15 protein-coding genes are annotated in these 14,302 nt (G+C 56.9%); 8 read left to right on the top strand and 7 right to left on the bottom strand.

Annotated features, from left to right (window positions below; translation table 11 throughout):
* The first annotated feature begins 13 nt into the window (after positions 1 to 13).
* The 4 genes from nrdI (at position 14) to AC6CHO_RS05430 (ending at position 5,629) form a co-directional block, all read left to right on the top strand.
* On the top strand, positions 14 to 499 hold the full coding sequence (gene nrdI / locus AC6CHO_RS05445; RefSeq protein WP_060701736.1) for a class Ib ribonucleoside-diphosphate reductase assembly flavoprotein NrdI: 486 nt from the start codon (positions 14 to 16) through the stop codon (positions 497 to 499).
* Positions 496 to 2,634, top strand: a complete 2,139-nt coding sequence (gene nrdE, locus AC6CHO_RS05440; RefSeq protein ID WP_146275220.1) for a class 1b ribonucleoside-diphosphate reductase subunit alpha — start codon at positions 496 to 498, stop codon at positions 2,632 to 2,634. The genes nrdI and nrdE overlap by 4 nt, the downstream gene beginning before the upstream one ends.
* A 222-nt stretch (positions 2,635 to 2,856) precedes the next feature.
* A complete protein-coding gene (gene nrdF / locus AC6CHO_RS05435) occupies positions 2,857 to 3,831 on the top strand; it encodes a class 1b ribonucleoside-diphosphate reductase subunit beta (RefSeq protein WP_060701734.1) in 975 nt (324 codons plus the stop codon).
* Between the two features lie 580 nt (positions 3,832 to 4,411).
* On the top strand, positions 4,412 to 5,629 hold the full coding sequence (locus AC6CHO_RS05430) for an FAD-dependent oxidoreductase (RefSeq protein ID WP_498214051.1): 1,218 nt from the start codon (positions 4,412 to 4,414) through the stop codon (positions 5,627 to 5,629).
* Between the two features lie 77 nt (positions 5,630 to 5,706).
* Here AC6CHO_RS05430 and AC6CHO_RS05425 read toward each other — a convergent pair whose 3' ends face one another.
* Both AC6CHO_RS05425 and AC6CHO_RS05420 read right to left on the bottom strand, forming a co-directional pair.
* On the bottom strand, positions 5,707 to 5,910 hold the full coding sequence (locus AC6CHO_RS05425; RefSeq protein WP_013349123.1) for a cold-shock protein: 204 nt from the start codon (positions 5,908 to 5,910) through the stop codon (positions 5,707 to 5,709).
* 622 nt (positions 5,911 to 6,532) lie between these two features.
* On the bottom strand, positions 6,533 to 7,450 hold the full coding sequence (locus AC6CHO_RS05420; RefSeq protein WP_498214050.1) for an NAD(P)/FAD-dependent oxidoreductase: 918 nt from the start codon (positions 7,448 to 7,450) through the stop codon (positions 6,533 to 6,535).
* A 79-nt stretch (positions 7,451 to 7,529) separates the two neighbouring features.
* On the opposite strand from AC6CHO_RS05420, the gene AC6CHO_RS05415 reads away from it, so the two are divergent.
* Positions 7,530 to 8,105 (top strand): helix-turn-helix domain-containing protein, encoded by a 576-nt coding sequence (locus AC6CHO_RS05415; RefSeq protein WP_060701731.1) that lies wholly within the window; start codon positions 7,530 to 7,532, stop codon positions 8,103 to 8,105.
* A gap of 73 nt (positions 8,106 to 8,178) precedes the next feature.
* Positions 8,179 to 8,997 carry a thioesterase family protein gene (locus AC6CHO_RS05410; protein ID WP_498214049.1) on the top strand — a complete coding sequence of 273 codons (819 nt, stop codon included), beginning with the start codon at positions 8,179 to 8,181 and terminating at the stop codon, positions 8,995 to 8,997.
* Between the two features lie 7 nt (positions 8,998 to 9,004).
* Here the strand turns inward: AC6CHO_RS05410 and AC6CHO_RS05405 are convergent, their stop codons facing one another.
* A complete protein-coding gene (locus AC6CHO_RS05405; RefSeq protein WP_498214048.1) occupies positions 9,005 to 9,610 on the bottom strand; it encodes a uridine kinase family protein in 606 nt (201 codons plus the stop codon).
* Positions 9,611 to 9,705: 95 nt separating this feature from the next.
* Between AC6CHO_RS05405 and AC6CHO_RS05400 the strand changes: the two genes are divergently transcribed.
* Positions 9,706 to 10,437, top strand: coding sequence for a lipoate--protein ligase family protein (locus AC6CHO_RS05400; RefSeq protein WP_498214047.1), 732 nt, complete (start codon positions 9,706 to 9,708; stop codon positions 10,435 to 10,437).
* A gap of 61 nt (positions 10,438 to 10,498) precedes the next feature.
* Here AC6CHO_RS05400 and AC6CHO_RS05395 read toward each other — a convergent pair whose 3' ends face one another.
* Complete coding sequence (locus AC6CHO_RS05395; protein WP_444663704.1) at positions 10,499 to 10,777, bottom strand: mycoredoxin; 279 nt, start codon at positions 10,775 to 10,777, stop codon at positions 10,499 to 10,501.
* Positions 10,778 to 10,902: 125 nt separating this feature from the next.
* On the opposite strand from AC6CHO_RS05395, the gene AC6CHO_RS05390 reads away from it, so the two are divergent.
* The gene (locus AC6CHO_RS05390) at positions 10,903 to 11,631 is read left to right on the top strand and encodes an SOS response-associated peptidase (RefSeq protein WP_498214046.1); all 729 of its coding nucleotides are present in this window, start codon (positions 10,903 to 10,905) and stop codon (positions 11,629 to 11,631) included.
* On the opposite strand, the gene AC6CHO_RS05385 is transcribed toward AC6CHO_RS05390, so the two are convergent.
* The 3 genes from AC6CHO_RS05385 to AC6CHO_RS05375 form a co-directional block, all read right to left on the bottom strand.
* On the bottom strand, positions 11,628 to 12,140 hold the full coding sequence (locus tag AC6CHO_RS05385) for a hypothetical protein (protein WP_498214045.1): 513 nt from the start codon (positions 12,138 to 12,140) through the stop codon (positions 11,628 to 11,630). The genes AC6CHO_RS05390 and AC6CHO_RS05385 overlap by 4 nt on opposite strands.
* Before the next feature lie 115 nt (positions 12,141 to 12,255).
* Complete coding sequence (locus AC6CHO_RS05380; protein WP_498214044.1) at positions 12,256 to 12,885, bottom strand: MBL fold metallo-hydrolase; 630 nt, start codon at positions 12,883 to 12,885, stop codon at positions 12,256 to 12,258.
* A complete protein-coding gene (locus tag AC6CHO_RS05375; protein ID WP_498214043.1) occupies positions 12,885 to 13,970 on the bottom strand; it encodes an S-(hydroxymethyl)mycothiol dehydrogenase in 1,086 nt (361 codons plus the stop codon). The genes AC6CHO_RS05380 and AC6CHO_RS05375 overlap by 1 nt, the downstream gene beginning before the upstream one ends.
* Between the last annotated feature and the right edge of the window lie 332 nt (positions 13,971 to 14,302).

Genomic DNA, 14,302 nt, shown 5'->3' with positions numbered 1-14,302 from the left:
GAGGCGAAAGAGGATGTCACCCACAGCTCTTGCTGACAAGCAGAACGCTGAGGCCCGCGAACCAGTCGAGTTCACGAAATCGAATCTGATTTACTTTTCATCGGTTTCGGAGAACACCAAGAGATTCGTGGAAAAACTTGAGATGGATGCGGCTCGGATTCCGGTTTTTGCGACCGAACCGCAGCTCATCTCCACTGCTCCGTATGTATTGCTCATCCCCACCTATGGTGGAGAACGAGGCAAGCATTCAATTGTCCCGCAAATTATGAAGTTCCTGCGGCATGACGAAAATCGGGCAAACCTTCGCGGTGTAATCGGCGCGGGAAACACAAACTTCGGCGAGTACTACTGCATCGCGGCTAAGCGTATTGCCCAGAAATGCAGCGTACCCGTACTTTATACATTCGAACTTATGGGAACCTCGGAAGACGTTCTCAACGTCAAAGAAGGGCTTGAAACCTTTTGGACACCAGCGTCGCAGAATTGGCAGGAACGATGACGAGCTCAAAGGAGCTCCCAGCCCAGTTCCAGGGCTTGAGCTACAACGATCTGAACGCCATGCTGAACCTTTACGGTCCAGATGGAAAGATCCAGTTCGAGGTGGACCGCTATGCAGCCCGCCAGTACTTCCTGGATCACGTGAACAACAACACCGTGTTCTTCCACGATCTTGACGAGAAGCTCGAATACCTCGTGAAGCACGAATACTACGAGCGCGAAACGCTTGACCAGTACTCGATGAACTTCATCCGCGACTTGTTCAAACACGCCTTCAACAAGAAGTTCCGTTTCGAAACCTTCTTGGGCGCGTTCAAGTTCTACACCTCGTACACCCTGAAGACTTTTGATGGCAAGCGCTACCTGGAACGCTACGAAGACCGCGTATGCATGGTTGCCCTGCACCTGGCTCGTGGCGACGAGAAGCTGGCTACCCAGCTGGTTGATGAAATCATCGACGGCCGCTTCCAGCCTGCAACCCCTACCTTCCTCAACGCCGGCAAGGCGCAGCGTGGCGAACTGGTTTCCTGCTTCCTGCTTCGCATTGAAGACAACATGGAATCGATCGCCCGTGCGGTGAACTCCTCGCTGCAGCTGTCCAAGCGCGGCGGCGGCGTGGCCCTGTCGCTGACCAACCTGCGTGAGCACGGTGCACCGATCAAGCAGATCGAGAACCAGTCCTCCGGCGTCATCCCTGTAATGAAGCTTCTGGAAGATTCCTTCTCCTACGCTAACCAGCTTGGCGCACGCCAGGGTGCCGGTGCCGTGTACTTGAACGCGCACCACCCTGATATCTACCGCTTCTTGGACACCAAGCGCGAGAACGCGGATGAGAAGATCCGCATTAAGACCCTGTCGCTGGGTGTTGTCATCCCGGATGTCACTTTCGAGCTGGCTCGCAAGAACGAAGACATGTACCTCTTCAGCCCGTACGACGTGGAACGCGTTTACGGCGTGCCATTCAGCGAAATCTCGGTAACTGAGAAGTACTACGAGATGGTCGATGACTCGCGGATCAAGAAGACCAAGATCAGCGCGCGTGAATTCTTCCAGACCCTGGCAGAGATCCAGTTCGAGTCCGGCTACCCGTACATCATGTTCGAGGACACGGTGAACAAGGCCAACCCCATTGCCGGCCGCATCACGATGTCGAACCTCTGCTCGGAGATCTTGCAGGTTTCCTCGGCTTCCGAATTTGGCGACGACTTGAGCTACTCCAAGATTGGCAAGGACATTTCTTGCAACTTGGGCTCGATGAACATTGCCAAGGCCATGGACGGCAAGAATCTTGCCGGTTCGGTTGAAATTGCCATTCGGGCATTGAGCGCAGTGTCGGACATGTCCTACATCGCTTCGGTACCTTCGATTGCCGACGGCAACAAGAAGTCGCACGCTATCGGCCTGGGCCAGATGAACCTGCATGGCTTCCTTGCCCGCGAGCACATCTACTACGGTTCCGAAGAAGGCATCGATTTCACCAACATCTACTTCTACACGGTCCTGTTCCACGCCTTGAGCGCATCGAACAAGATCGCCATGGAACGTGGTGAGACCTTCGATAATTTCGAGAACTCGAAGTACGCGTCGGGAGAATTCTTCGACAAGTACACCGATCAGCAGTGGGCGCCGGCCACCGAGCGCGTGCGCGAACTCTTCGCAGACATCCACATTCCTACCCAGGAAGACTGGAACGCTCTGAAGGCTTCGGTCATGGAGCACGGCATCTACAACCAGAACCTGCAGGCTGTGCCTCCCACCGGTTCAATCTCGTACATCAACAACTCGACTTCCTCGATCCACCCGGTCGCAGCGAAGATCGAGATCCGCAAGGAAGGTAAGATCGGCCGCGTTTACTACCCGGCTCCTTACATGAACAACGAGAACATCGATTTCTACGAGGATGCCTACGAAATCGGCTACGAGAAGATCATTGACACCTATGCCGCTGCAACCCAGCACGTGGACCAGGGCTTGTCGCTGACCTTGTTCTTCAAAGACACCGTCACCACTCGTGACATCAACAAGGCCCAGATCTACGCATGGCGCAAGGGCATTAAGAGCCTGTACTACATTCGTCTGCGCCAGATGGCCCTGGAAGGCACCGAAGTCGAGGGTTGCGTTTCCTGCGCACTGTAACCCGGAACTTCAGGCTGCGGCCAAGGCCTTAGCAAACTGAGCAACCAGCTGCCAATTCTCCAAGAGAATTGGCAGCTGGTTGTATTTAAATGCCTAGTCAAAGGCGATAAGACGGCAAGAATCACAGAGTCAAAGGTTATGTTTTAAGGCGCAGAAGCGGTAGGATTTAAGCCAGTCTGACTGTATATTTTTTGCATATTTTCTGCTGATCGATGAGGGGCAATGACCGAGAAGATTCAGCTCACCCACAAGGTTGAAGCTATCAACTGGAACCGTATCCAGGACGAGAAGGACGTGGAGGTATGGAACCGACTCGTTAATAACTTCTGGCTTCCCGAGAAGGTGCCGCTGTCCAATGACATCCAGTCGTGGGCGACCTTGACCGAAGATGAAAAGCTGCTGACCATGCGCGTGTTCACCGGCTTGACCTTGCTGGACACCCTGCAGGGAACCGTTGGCGCGGTCTCGCTGATCCCGGATGCGATCACCCCGCATGAAGAGGCCGTGTACACCAACATCGCCTTCATGGAATCGGTGCACGCCAAGAGCTACTCCTCGATCTTCTCGACCTTGGCCTCGACCAAGGAAATCGATGAGGCCTTCCGCTGGTCCACGGAAAACGTGAACCTGCAGAAGAAGGCACAGATCATTGAGAGCTACTACCACGGTGAAGATCCGCTCAAGCGCAAGATCGCCTCGACCCTGCTCGAATCGTTCCTGTTCTACTCGGGCTTCTACCTGCCAATGCACTGGTCCTCGCACGCGAAGCTGACCAACACCGCAGACTTGATCCGCCTGATCATCCGTGACGAGGCTGTTCACGGATACTACATCGGCTACAAGTTCCAGAAGGGCCTGGAAGGCGCCAGCGAAGAGCGCAAGCAGGAACTGAAGGACTACACCTTCGAGCTGATGTTCGAGCTGTACGAAAACGAAGTCCAGTACACCCACGATCTTTATGATCCAGTAGGCCTGTCCGAGGACGTCAAGAAGTTCCTGCACTACAACGCCAACAAGGCCCTGATGAACCTGGGCTACGAGGCAATGTTCCCTGCAACCGTCACCGACGTCTCGCCAGCCATCTTGGCTGCGTTGAGCCCGAACGCCGACGAGAACCACGATTTCTTCTCCGGATCCGGTTCTTCATACGTTATCGGCAAGGCAGTGAACACCGAGGACGAAGACTGGGATTTCTAGTTCAGAATCTTAGGATGGCCTGAATCGGCCAACCAGCGGCCAGGACTTGCAGCATTCTGCGAGTCCTGGCCGTTTTTATGCCCATTTATTGCCAGCGGTGAACCAAATAGTATTTTGTGAAAATTCCGGAAGATCTGCGCGGGTATCCTTGGCACCTTTGTGCGGAGGAAGAAGCGGGGAAAACACCCGGCGATGCACCATTTGCGGCTAGGCAATCAGTGGTTGGGCCCTGCACCTTGGCTCTCGCCCGCTGGCTAAGACGCAAAGTTGTCGCGGTTTCAATGCCGTCGATTCCGACCTGGTGGAAGCTGAACCATTTCTCCATGTTAAAAGAGGGCAACCGATCGCTGCCAGAGACGAGCGATATGCTGCTGCGGGAGCAGTCGAGTCCCGTCGTATTAATGCGCCCGCCGTCGAATAATGCTGTTTGAGCCACCCGCCGTGCCACGCTGACGGGTAGGGCGCGGCAATTCCTCCTCAAGCCCTGGGCCATCTCATCCTGAAAGCGCCGTGTGCACTATTCAGGCGAGGGAATTGGTGACAAGGTGGAAGCAGTAGACAGCTTCCGAAAGGAATACCGATGAAGTCCGCCACCAGTTGCATCATCGTTGGGGGAGGACCTGCCGGGATGGTGGCAGGCCTTCTGCTGGCACGATCCGGAGTTCCCGTGACGGTATTTGAAAAACATGCTGATTTCCTCAGGGACTTTCGTGGAGATACGATCCACCCATCTACATTGCTGTTGCTCGATGAACTTGGATTGATGAATCAGTTTGAGCAGATCAAGTTCAATAAGGTTACGCAGGCGCAATTTCCCGCTCAAGACGGTTCACCTGTCACAGTCGTTGACTTGTCGAAGCTGCAACGCCCTTATCCATATATCGCGATGGCTCCCCAATGGGACTTTTTGGATCTTTTAGCGCGCGCTGGTGAGGCAGAAGAGCATTTTGAGCTTCGCTTGAATTGCGAGGTCACCGATGTGCTGAGCGAATCGGGAAAAATCGTTGGGGTTCGATACTCGGGGCCAGATGGCGATCACGAGTTGAGGGCAGGGCTGACTATTGCAGCAGACGGCAGGTGGTCGTGTATTCGCGATTCTGCTGCGATTGCGATGAAAGAATTTTCGGTCCCGATTGATGTTTGGTGGTTCAAAGTCCCTGGCAAGTTGAAACGCCAATATACGTTGTCGCCAGCATTCGTAAAGGGCCGGATGTTCGTTTTGATCCCGCGAACTGGTTATGTGCAGACTGCAATGATCTTGCCTAAGGGCAAGGATGCTGAATTGCGAAGCCTGGGTGTTGATCCTTGGCGCCAATCGATCACGAAGGCTGCCCCAGAGCTGGTCGAGGGAGTCGCTGGCCTGAGCCTCGAAGATGCGAAATTATTGGACGTTAAACTGAATCGAGCGCGAAAGTGGTGGCAGCCAGGGCTGTTATGCATTGGGGATGCGGCGCATGCGATGAGTCCTGTCGGGGGAGTAGGCGTGAATTTGGCCGTTCAAGATGCAGTAGCAGCAGCACGTCTTCTGGCAGAGCCACTACGCACGTCAACGCTGGCTGATCGGCATCTGGCCAAAGTACAGCGCCGGCGAACTGTGCCCACCTTTGTTGTGCAGGGCATGCAACGAATAATGCATAGAGGGTTGAAGCAAGTACTGCGGGGAACAGACGAGATAATCTTGCCAGCTCCGGCAACTATGATTTTTCGGCGTTTTCCTCGGCTGTCGGCGATACCAGCCCGTTTGCTTGGCGTAGGTGTTCTGAGGGAACGACCGCCGGCCAGGGCGCGCCGGAACTGAATGAATGGCCGGGGTTAAATGCAACAAAGGTGCAGTTCCAGCCCTTGCGGGGGAACTACACCTTTGAAGAAAGTCTCTTAGCGAGCCTGAATGTTGGTAGCCTGTGGGCCCTTTGGACCAGCTTCCAGGGTGTACTCAACGGTCTGGCCCTCTTCGAGGCTACGGAAACCGAAGCTCTGGATAGCGCTGTAGTGTGCGAAAACGTCAGCAGATCCATCCGAAGGAGCGATGAAGCCGAAGCCCTTTTCAGCGTTGAACCATTTCACGGTGCCAGTGGCCATAGTGTTATTTCCTTATTTATTGATTGGCCACGTTGTGGCCCGGTTGCCGATTCGAAGTTCCGAATCGGAAAATTTGGGGGTTACCTCGAGCAGAGCTGTCGAGAACTATTCGCCTGCCGTCGATACGGAGAATCGAATACTGATTTTGCCGGTACCGGCCAAAACGGGTGTCGCTGCACTAGCTTAAACATCATCGGAATCCAGGCTGCTAACGGGTAATGACCCCACGCTAGCGGAGTAGAACAAGGAATCCACAGAGGCACGACGTTGAGAAGCGTCGAGATGTTTTATCTGCAGTGAAGAAGAGAAGATGAAGAATTCGTTTCGATAGGAGTTCAATCAATCCGAAGATCGGTGAACCGATTTGTATTGCACAGACGATTTGTTGGCTGTGCTACAAATCCTACTGCTAACGCTTGCTGGCGGGTGAATCACACCTGCAAGCGTCGAGGTAACAATTCAACCCTACCATTGATCTGCTCGATGTGTGAAGTGATGAGTACAACGTTGGCGAGTCTGCGTACGCTGTGCGGCGGGATAGGGCGCCGAATGCACTATCCCGCCACGCCTGGCGGTTGTCCAGTATGGCGGGATAGCTGCTGCATGTCGAAGGGTGCGCTTCCTACGGTTTTACTAGTTTTGAGTTGAGCAGGTCGGCGTTGATAGCAGCGCCAGCCAGAGTGCCAGAGGCCGCGGCCGCCATGACCATTGCCCCTAGGTTGCTTGCGTTGCCGACGGCGTAGACCCCAGGAATCTCGGTGGCGCAGGTCTCGTTGGCTTTGATGAATGTGCCGAGCGGATGTTCGCTTAGTTCGCCACCCAGTGACAGGTAGAGGTCGGCATTGGCGTTCATTCGGCTGGCCACGATGAGCGATTGGGCCTGAAGTCGTTCGCCATTATCCAGCTTGGCGGCCTTCAGCTGTCCCGACTGGTCGAATTCCAGGTCCTGGATTGGGTGGTTGACCACTGGAATGCCAAGGTCGGCCAAGAGGGCCGCTCCGTCCTCGCTCAGCTCAGAAGGGGCATGATTAATGAAGGTGATCTTGGAGCTCAATTGCTGGAACATCATGGCTTGGTGCGCGCTCATGGGCCCGCAGCCGATGACAAGGATTTCCTGATCTCGAACTTCCCACCCATGGCAATAAGCGCAGTGGATTGCGGAGGTTCCCCATGCTTGCTGAAGGCCAGGAATCCTTGGAAGTTCATCCTTGAGCCCGGTGGCTAAAACGATACGTTCGGCGCTAAACACCTGATTCCCGGCATGAACCGTGAATCCTTCGTCAAGCGATCCTGAGAGTGAATCCACCGTTCCGGCCGTGATGCGGGCACCGTAATTTTGGGCTTCCGCGCGGCCTCGTTCCAGTAGCTTCAATGGGCTGGTGCCTTCTTGCCCAAGGACGTTGTGCGCGTGTTGTGCGGGCTCATTGCGCGGGTGCCCATCATCGATCACAAGCACGCTTCGTCGCGATCGCGCTAGGGCAACCGAAGCTGCAAGTCCTGCGCTGCCGCCGCCAATGATGATTGCTTCGAAATGTTCCATGATATTCCTCCCGGGTATCTTGATTGATCAGGTTCACAGGCTATCGATCTTTTGCGCGTGGAGGTGTAGTCTTTTGCGCATGACGCAAGAATTGGATGTGGACCAGATTATTCGCCATCGCATTCGCACGCTGCGCCAGAATCGCGGCTGGTCCCTGGAAGCCCTGGCTAGCAAGGCGCAACTTAGCGTTTCGACCTTGAGCAGAATTGAAACTGGCAGCCGGCGTATCGCCTTGGACCAGCTGGTACCGCTGGCCAAGGCGCTAGAGACAAGCCTGGATGAGCTCGTTGCCACCTCCGAAGCCGAAATCATTATTCGCCCGGAGCCCATCACCATGCCTGGGATCACCCTGTGGAAGCTGTCCACCGATGACGCTGTCAACGGCGTGAACGTCTCGAAAATGCGCATCGACCCGTCCAAAGCTCCGGCGCCAAGTGAATTGCGCATCCACCCTGGGAAAGAATGGTTCACAGTGCTGCTCGGAGAGATCCAGCTGCAGCTCGGGGAACGCACCTATCACGTGAAAGCCGGTCAATCAGCCCAATTCGACACGATGACGCCGCATGCGATGTGGGCAAAGAATGGCGTTGCAGAAATTCTGGGCATTATGGACAGCGCCGGTCAGCGGGCGCACGAACACGATAAAGATCGGTAATCTATTGATTTCAGTTGCTCTTGGATAACCTGAGTGCAGCGCAAATGATTTTCGTAAGGCCAGGAGGGCAGCAATGACGCACCAGCTCGCTGAGGAACTCGACAAGATTCTCGCCAAGGGCGACTTTTATTTTGAATCTCTGGGCGAAGGCCGATACCGCTCGTCATGGCATGCCCAAGGCGCATGGAATGAGCATGAACAGCATATGGGGCCAGCTTCTGGAATCCTGGCCTATGCGCTGGAAAACTTTGAGCCACGTGATGACATGCGTATCGCCCGGCTGAGCTTTGAGATCCACGGTTTAATCCATGCCGGAGAATTCGAAATCACGACACGAATGATTCGCCCCGGCCGTACCATCGAGTTGGTCGAAGCTGAAATGACCGCCAAGGGGCGGACCAGCATTGTCGCTCGTGCCTGGCGCGTGATTACTGGCGACTCAAGCGCCGTTGCCGGGATCGAGGACGCTGAAATTCCTGGCCCGGAAGAATGCGAAGTCCAAAAGATTAGCGAACGCTGGCCGGGCGGGTATATCCGTTCTATTGAACTGCGTTCGAATGACGACTGGCGTCCAGGCAGGGGAATCGCCTGGCTGCGCACCGACTACGCGCTGGTTGATGCCTTGGATGCTTCGGATATGGCCAGGCTCGTGGGAATGATCGACACCGCTAACGGTGTGGCGCCTCGTGTCGAGCCGAATGAGGGAACCTGGATTTATCCAAATCTCGATTTGCAGATCCATATGTATCGGCAGCCTGCCGGATCTTGGCTGGGGCTCGACGTCCAGCAAAGTTACGGTGCTGACGGAATCGGCCTAACCTCGACGGTGCTGCACGATGAAAGCGGACCATTTGGCCGGGCCGAACAGATCTTGACCGTACGTTCGCGCTAGGGACAGGCTATGACGGGGAAAGCCGGGCGAGCAGCTTTTTGAGCTCAGGCTTGGACTTCAAGACGAACTGGCGTTCGCGGTATTTTTCGCGATCCGCTCCATGTACTCGAAATAGCGCGTAGCCTCGCTTGAGCAGGAAAAGGATCGGTTTGCGTCGTTGCGCCACGTCGCGAACGAAGCGTCGAATTCCGGTCACCAATGCCGGTTCGTCAACGTAGTAAGCCTGTACGATGATTCCCTTTTCGCGTAGCGGTTCAAGCAGCTCGTAGAGGAAAATTCCTTCGGCGACGATGGGTCCGTTGCTGGAGCGGATTTCCCTGTGCCCGCTGTAGCTGGAGGTGGCGATCGAATAGTTGGGAACCATGGTGCTTCCGTTTTCCAGCAACTCATCGATGGCCTTCAGGGCAGCGTCCTTGTTCCATGTGCCCGAATGATCCCAGTCGATTTCTCCGTAGGCCGTACGGGGGAACGCAACGGGGTTGCCGTCTTCGCTGATCTGCCGGTAGTACTCATCCAGCGGCAGATGCGGATTACCGTATTTGGAGGCGAGATAGGACTTGCCCGATCCGGAAGGTCCGCCGATCAGGATGACAGGGGTGGAAGAATTTGGCACGCCTTTTATTATGGCCCAAATTTGCCGCTGGGCAGCACGCGAGCACTGTGACATCAACTCCACCGGCGGATAACTGCTGAATTAGACTCAGGAGTATGAGTTTGTTCAATCCTCAGTCGGATGCGCCGTTGACACTGGAATTCGAAGAGCCTAGCGGTGATCCTGCAGCAGATTTGGAACGTGGTGTTCAGCTGCTGCGCGAAGTCCAGTCGGCAGACCGCGGACCGAGTTTGCGCCTGTACCGTCCCGACCCCACCCTGGCTTTTGGACAACGCGATGTTCGTCTGGCGGGCTATGAAGTAGCCCGGGAAGAAGCTGCGCAACGGGGATTTGCCCCGTTGGTGCGCAAGGCCGGCGGGCGCGCCGCGGCGTATCATCGAGGAACGCTGATTGTTGACCACCTTGAGCCAGAGCACGAAGCGGTAATGGGACAGCGACGCCGTTTCGAGGTTTTTGCCGATATTTACGCCAAGGCATTTAGGCGCCTGGGTGTTGATGCCCAGGTTGGCCCCATCCCGGGGGAGTACTGCCCTGGGGAGCACTCGGTCCATGGCCTGCCTTCTGCGGAATCTCCTCGCAGCTACCCGGTGAAACTTGTCGGCACGGCTCAGCGGGTAGTGGCTGGTGCCTGGCTGTTCTCATCCGTTTTTGTCGTCGAGGATTCCGGGCCCCTGCGCGAGGTGCTTGACGCGGTGTACCAGGCGATGGACGTGCCGATGGATCCCACAACGGTAGGCGCTGCCAATGATCTGGTGGGAACGGTGAACACTGAAGCTTTCATCGCAGCCCTGCTCGCGGAATACCGGGAGCACATCAGCCTGGTCTAGTGTTCGGAGCAGCAAAAAATCGGTGCCTGATTTTTCAGGCACCGATTTCTGGTTTCAATTCCTAGGCGCCGACGCGCTCGACGACTTCTTCAATCCGGGGATTAGTGGCCGCAGTGCCATCAGGGAAGATCAAGGTTGGAACTGTCTGGTTGCCGTTGTTGAACGACTCGACGATCTCTGCGGTGCCCTCGACTTCCTCAATGTTGACTTCGGTGTAGGCCACGCCCTTCTGATCCATGAGGCGCTTGAGGTTGCGGCAGTAGCCGCACCAGCTGGTGGTAAACATGGTGACCCCGCCAGCGGCAGGAACATACTGGTCAAGGTTCAATTCGTTGCTCATGCTAGATGTAACGGCACCGCTGTTCGCTTTGTTCCCGGCCGGGGCAAAAAACTTCGCTGATTTCTTCCATACCGATAGCTAGACTGGTGAACAGATTTCCCTGTGCCGGTGCAAAGGAGCGGATGATGTGCGGACGGTATGTGATGGCCAAGGCGATCGGCGATCTGGTGGCAGAAGCCGAGGCCGAAGCGGATGCCAATTTGGAGCTGCGCCAGTCTTGGAACGTCGCCCCGACCACCGATGTGCCCATTGTGCTCGAGCGGCTGATTGACGATCAGCTGCATCGCCAGATCCACGTGGCCCGCTGGGGCCTGGTGCCCGGGTGGGCGAAGGAACTCTCGGTGGGCGTGCGCGCCTTCAACGCGCGCAGCGAAACCGCCAGCAGCAAGCCGACCTTCCGCGCCGCGGTGAAGAAGCGCCGCGCGGTGGTGCCGGTGGAAGGCTACTACGAGTGGAAGAAGGAAGGCAGCAAGAAGCGCCCCTTCTACGTGCACCGGGAGGACGGGAAGCTGATCTTCTTTGCCGGGCTCTATGAGTGGTGGAAGGACGAGGATGGCAGCTGGATCCTTTCAACCTCGATCATGACCATGGATTCCCCGTCGGCGGAGGAACCCGGGGTGCTGGGGGAATTGGCCGGCTTGCACGATCGCCTGCCGATTCCGCTGGACCATCAGATGATGGGCCGCTGGATGAACCCGGCCGAGGAAGATGGCGAAGGGCTGATCGAGCAGATCCGTGTCCAGGCTTTTGATGTCGCCTCCGAATGGAGAATGCACGAGGTTGATACCGCGGTGGGCAACGTGCGCAATGATTTGCCGCAGCTGATCGAAGAGCACAGCAACTCGCTGTTTTAGTCGCTGGCAGCTGATCCGGTGGGCGCGGAACTGTGCCGCAATCCCAGGTAGCTGGCGGCCAAGAAAGTTCCGGCGGCTAGCCCCAGCTTGCCCAGGATCAGGGTTGCGCTGGCCGGATGGAATTCTGATTTGCTCAACGGCGCATAGGCAAACCAGCCAAAGGTCCGGACCTGGTTGTAGTCCCATATCATCGTTGCCAGGCCTGCTGCCGCCAGCAGCAGTCCTGCAACCAGCAACCAGGCTTTGAAGGGAGCGAGCTGGCGAAGCAGCAATCCGGCTGCAACGCCTAGCGCGCCAACGCCGAGCAATGCCAGAACCCAGCCGATGATTTCGGCGGGACCCGGGCCAATGTAGAACACAGAGCCAGCTTCCAGCGGTTCATAGGATCCGGTGTAGAGAACGATTTCTTGCTGGCTATCCCACCAGAGCACGGCGATGCCGGCAATTAAGAGCACTGCGGCGGCAATGAGCAATGGAATCACCGGTTTGCGGCGTTTAAGTTCAGGCATGGGATTAATCTTGCCACGCCAGCACCGCTGAAACACTGATTTTCTGGCAGAAGAAATTAAAGCGCAGGGGCAGCCGACCGCCATGGCCGACTGCCCCTGTCCTGCAGCACGCTGGCTAGTGCCCGCGCTTGATCCATTCCTCCAGGCTCGGCGCCTCGGCGCCGATGGTGGTGGCATCACCGTGACCGGTGTTGACTACGGTCTGCTCGGGCAGGACCAGCAGCTTGCCGCGGATCGATTCGATGATCGTCTCGAAGCTCGAGTAGCTGCGGCCGGTAGCCCCAGGGCCGCCGTTAAACAGCGTGTCGCCACTGAACAGCACTCCCAGGTCTTCTGCGTAGAAGCAGGTGGAGCCCGGCGAATGCCCGGGCGTGTGCATCGCGGTGAGCGTCGTGCCGGCGATGGTGAAGGTGTCACCATCGCTGATTTCCGCGTCCACGTCGCGCTCTGGATAAACAGCTTCCCAGAGCATGCGATCCTCCGGGTTGAGGAACAGCGGTGCATCGACGATGTCCGAGAATTCGCCGGCTGCGCGGATGTGGTCATCGTGTCCGTGAGTGAGCAGAACTGCCATCACCTCACGTTCGCCGACGGCTTCCTGGATCTTCTCGATATCGTGGGCCGGGTCGATGACCATCACTTCCGAATCGTCACCGATGATCCAGACGTTGTTGTCCACGTCCCAGGTACCGCCATCCAGGGAAAAGGTTCCGGAAGTGACGACGTTCTCGATGCGTGCGGACATCAGAGTTCCACCACCGAGCGCAGTACGGTTCCTTCATGCATCTTGTCGAAGGCTTCTTCGATCTGGTCGATGGTGATGCGCTCGGTCACGAAGGAGTCCAGGTCCAGGCGGCCCAGCTTGTACTGCTCGACAAGCATTGGGAAGTCGTGGCTTGGCAGGCAATCGCCGTACCAGGAGCTCTTCAGCGACCCGCCGCGGCCGAAGACATCGAGCAACGGCAGCTCCAGCTTCATCTGCGGGGTGGGCACGCCCACCAGCACGACGCGGCCGGCAAGGTCGCGGGCGTAGAACGCCTGCTTGTAGGTTTCCGGGCGGCCCACTGCGTCGATGACCACGTCGGCGCCGAAGCCACCGGTCAGTTCCTGGATGGCTTCGACGGCATCAGCCTTGGAGGAATCCACGGTGTGGGTGGCGCCGAACTTCTTGGCGCCCTCCAGCTTGTCTGCGTTGACGTCCACCGCGATGATAGTGGTCGCGCCGGCCAGCTGCGCGCCGGCGATCGCTGCAGCACCCACACCGCCACAGCCGATGACGGCCACGGATTCTCCGCGCTTGACCTCGCCGGTGTTGATAGCAGCTCCGATGCCAGCCATGACACCACAGCCGAGCAGGCCTACGGCAGCTGGATCGGCATCCTCATCCACGATGGTGCACTGGCCGGAATGGACCAGGGTCTTTTCGGCAAAGGAGCCAATGCCCAAAGCTGGGGAAAGCTCGGTGCCGTCCTCGAGGGTCATCTTCTGGGTGGCATTGAAGGTGTTGAAGCAGTACTTCGGCTTGCCCTTGGCGCAAGCGCGGCACTGGCCGCAGACTGCACGCCAGTTCAGGATGACGCGGTCGCCAACCTTGACATTGGTGACGTTTTCGCCAATCTGGCTGACTACTGCGGTGGACTCGTGGCCCAGCAGGTAGGGGTACTCGTCGCCGATTCCGCCGAGCTTGTAGTGCAGGTCGGTGTGGCAGACACCGGTGGTGAGCACGTCAACGACTACTTCTCCGGGACCTGGGTCCGGAACGACGATGTCGACGACCTCTACCGGCGCGTCCTTGACGCGGGAAATAACGGCTTTGACCTTATGAGGCATGGGATTTAACTCCTGGAACGATTGACTGTTGCTGTCTCGATGCTATCGGTGTCCCCGGCGCTTATCGAACATTCGTGACACAATGACGCAGGCAGTTTCGCGCAGAGCCAATTTGTGCGGGCTGCTCATGGGTTTAGGCGGTCAAGAAAGTGACGAGAGCTGGGTTGCCTGGCTGGTTCACATAAGACCCATCATCAGGGCAGCGCCGAATGGTGCGAAGAAAAACAAGCTAAGGCGGGGAGACCGACGAAGGCGAAGGTCAATGGAAACCAGCGACGATTTCGACGGTCCGTTCCGGCTCTTGCATTGCGCAACGCGGTCAAAAGTCCGTC

Source organism: Glutamicibacter sp. GQ173, from assembly GCF_059759215.1.
Note: the sequence above shows the minus strand (reverse complement) of the source record. Positions and strands in the feature narration are given on the sequence as shown.

What these genes read in the sequence shown, in the direction of transcription:
- AC6CHO_RS05395 (WP_444663704.1), bottom strand. Translation starts at nt 10,777, where the DNA reads ATGAGCAACGAATTGAACCTTGACCAGTATGTTCCTGCCGCTGGCGGG.
- AC6CHO_RS05390 (WP_498214046.1), top strand. Translation starts at nt 10,903, where the DNA reads ATGTGCGGACGGTATGTGATGGCCAAGGCGATCGGCGATCTGGTGGCA.
- AC6CHO_RS05380 (WP_498214044.1), bottom strand. Translation starts at nt 12,885, where the DNA reads ATGTCCGCACGCATCGAGAACGTCGTCACTTCCGGAACCTTTTCCCTG.
- nrdI (WP_060701736.1), top strand. Translation starts at nt 14, where the DNA reads ATGTCACCCACAGCTCTTGCTGACAAGCAGAACGCTGAGGCCCGCGAA.
- AC6CHO_RS05400 (WP_498214047.1), top strand. Translation starts at nt 9,706, where the DNA reads ATGAGTTTGTTCAATCCTCAGTCGGATGCGCCGTTGACACTGGAATTC.
- AC6CHO_RS05410 (WP_498214049.1), top strand. Translation starts at nt 8,179, where the DNA reads ATGACGCACCAGCTCGCTGAGGAACTCGACAAGATTCTCGCCAAGGGC.
- AC6CHO_RS05385 (WP_498214045.1), bottom strand. Translation starts at nt 12,140, where the DNA reads ATGCCTGAACTTAAACGCCGCAAACCGGTGATTCCATTGCTCATTGCC.
- nrdE (WP_146275220.1), top strand. Translation starts at nt 496, where the DNA reads ATGACGAGCTCAAAGGAGCTCCCAGCCCAGTTCCAGGGCTTGAGCTAC.
- AC6CHO_RS05430 (WP_498214051.1), top strand. Translation starts at nt 4,412, where the DNA reads ATGAAGTCCGCCACCAGTTGCATCATCGTTGGGGGAGGACCTGCCGGG.
- AC6CHO_RS05420 (WP_498214050.1), bottom strand. Translation starts at nt 7,450, where the DNA reads ATGGAACATTTCGAAGCAATCATCATTGGCGGCGGCAGCGCAGGACTT.
- AC6CHO_RS05415 (WP_060701731.1), top strand. Translation starts at nt 7,530, where the DNA reads ATGACGCAAGAATTGGATGTGGACCAGATTATTCGCCATCGCATTCGC.
- AC6CHO_RS05375 (WP_498214043.1), bottom strand. Translation starts at nt 13,970, where the DNA reads ATGCCTCATAAGGTCAAAGCCGTTATTTCCCGCGTCAAGGACGCGCCG.
- nrdF (WP_060701734.1), top strand. Translation starts at nt 2,857, where the DNA reads ATGACCGAGAAGATTCAGCTCACCCACAAGGTTGAAGCTATCAACTGG.
- AC6CHO_RS05425 (WP_013349123.1), bottom strand. Translation starts at nt 5,910, where the DNA reads ATGGCCACTGGCACCGTGAAATGGTTCAACGCTGAAAAGGGCTTCGGC.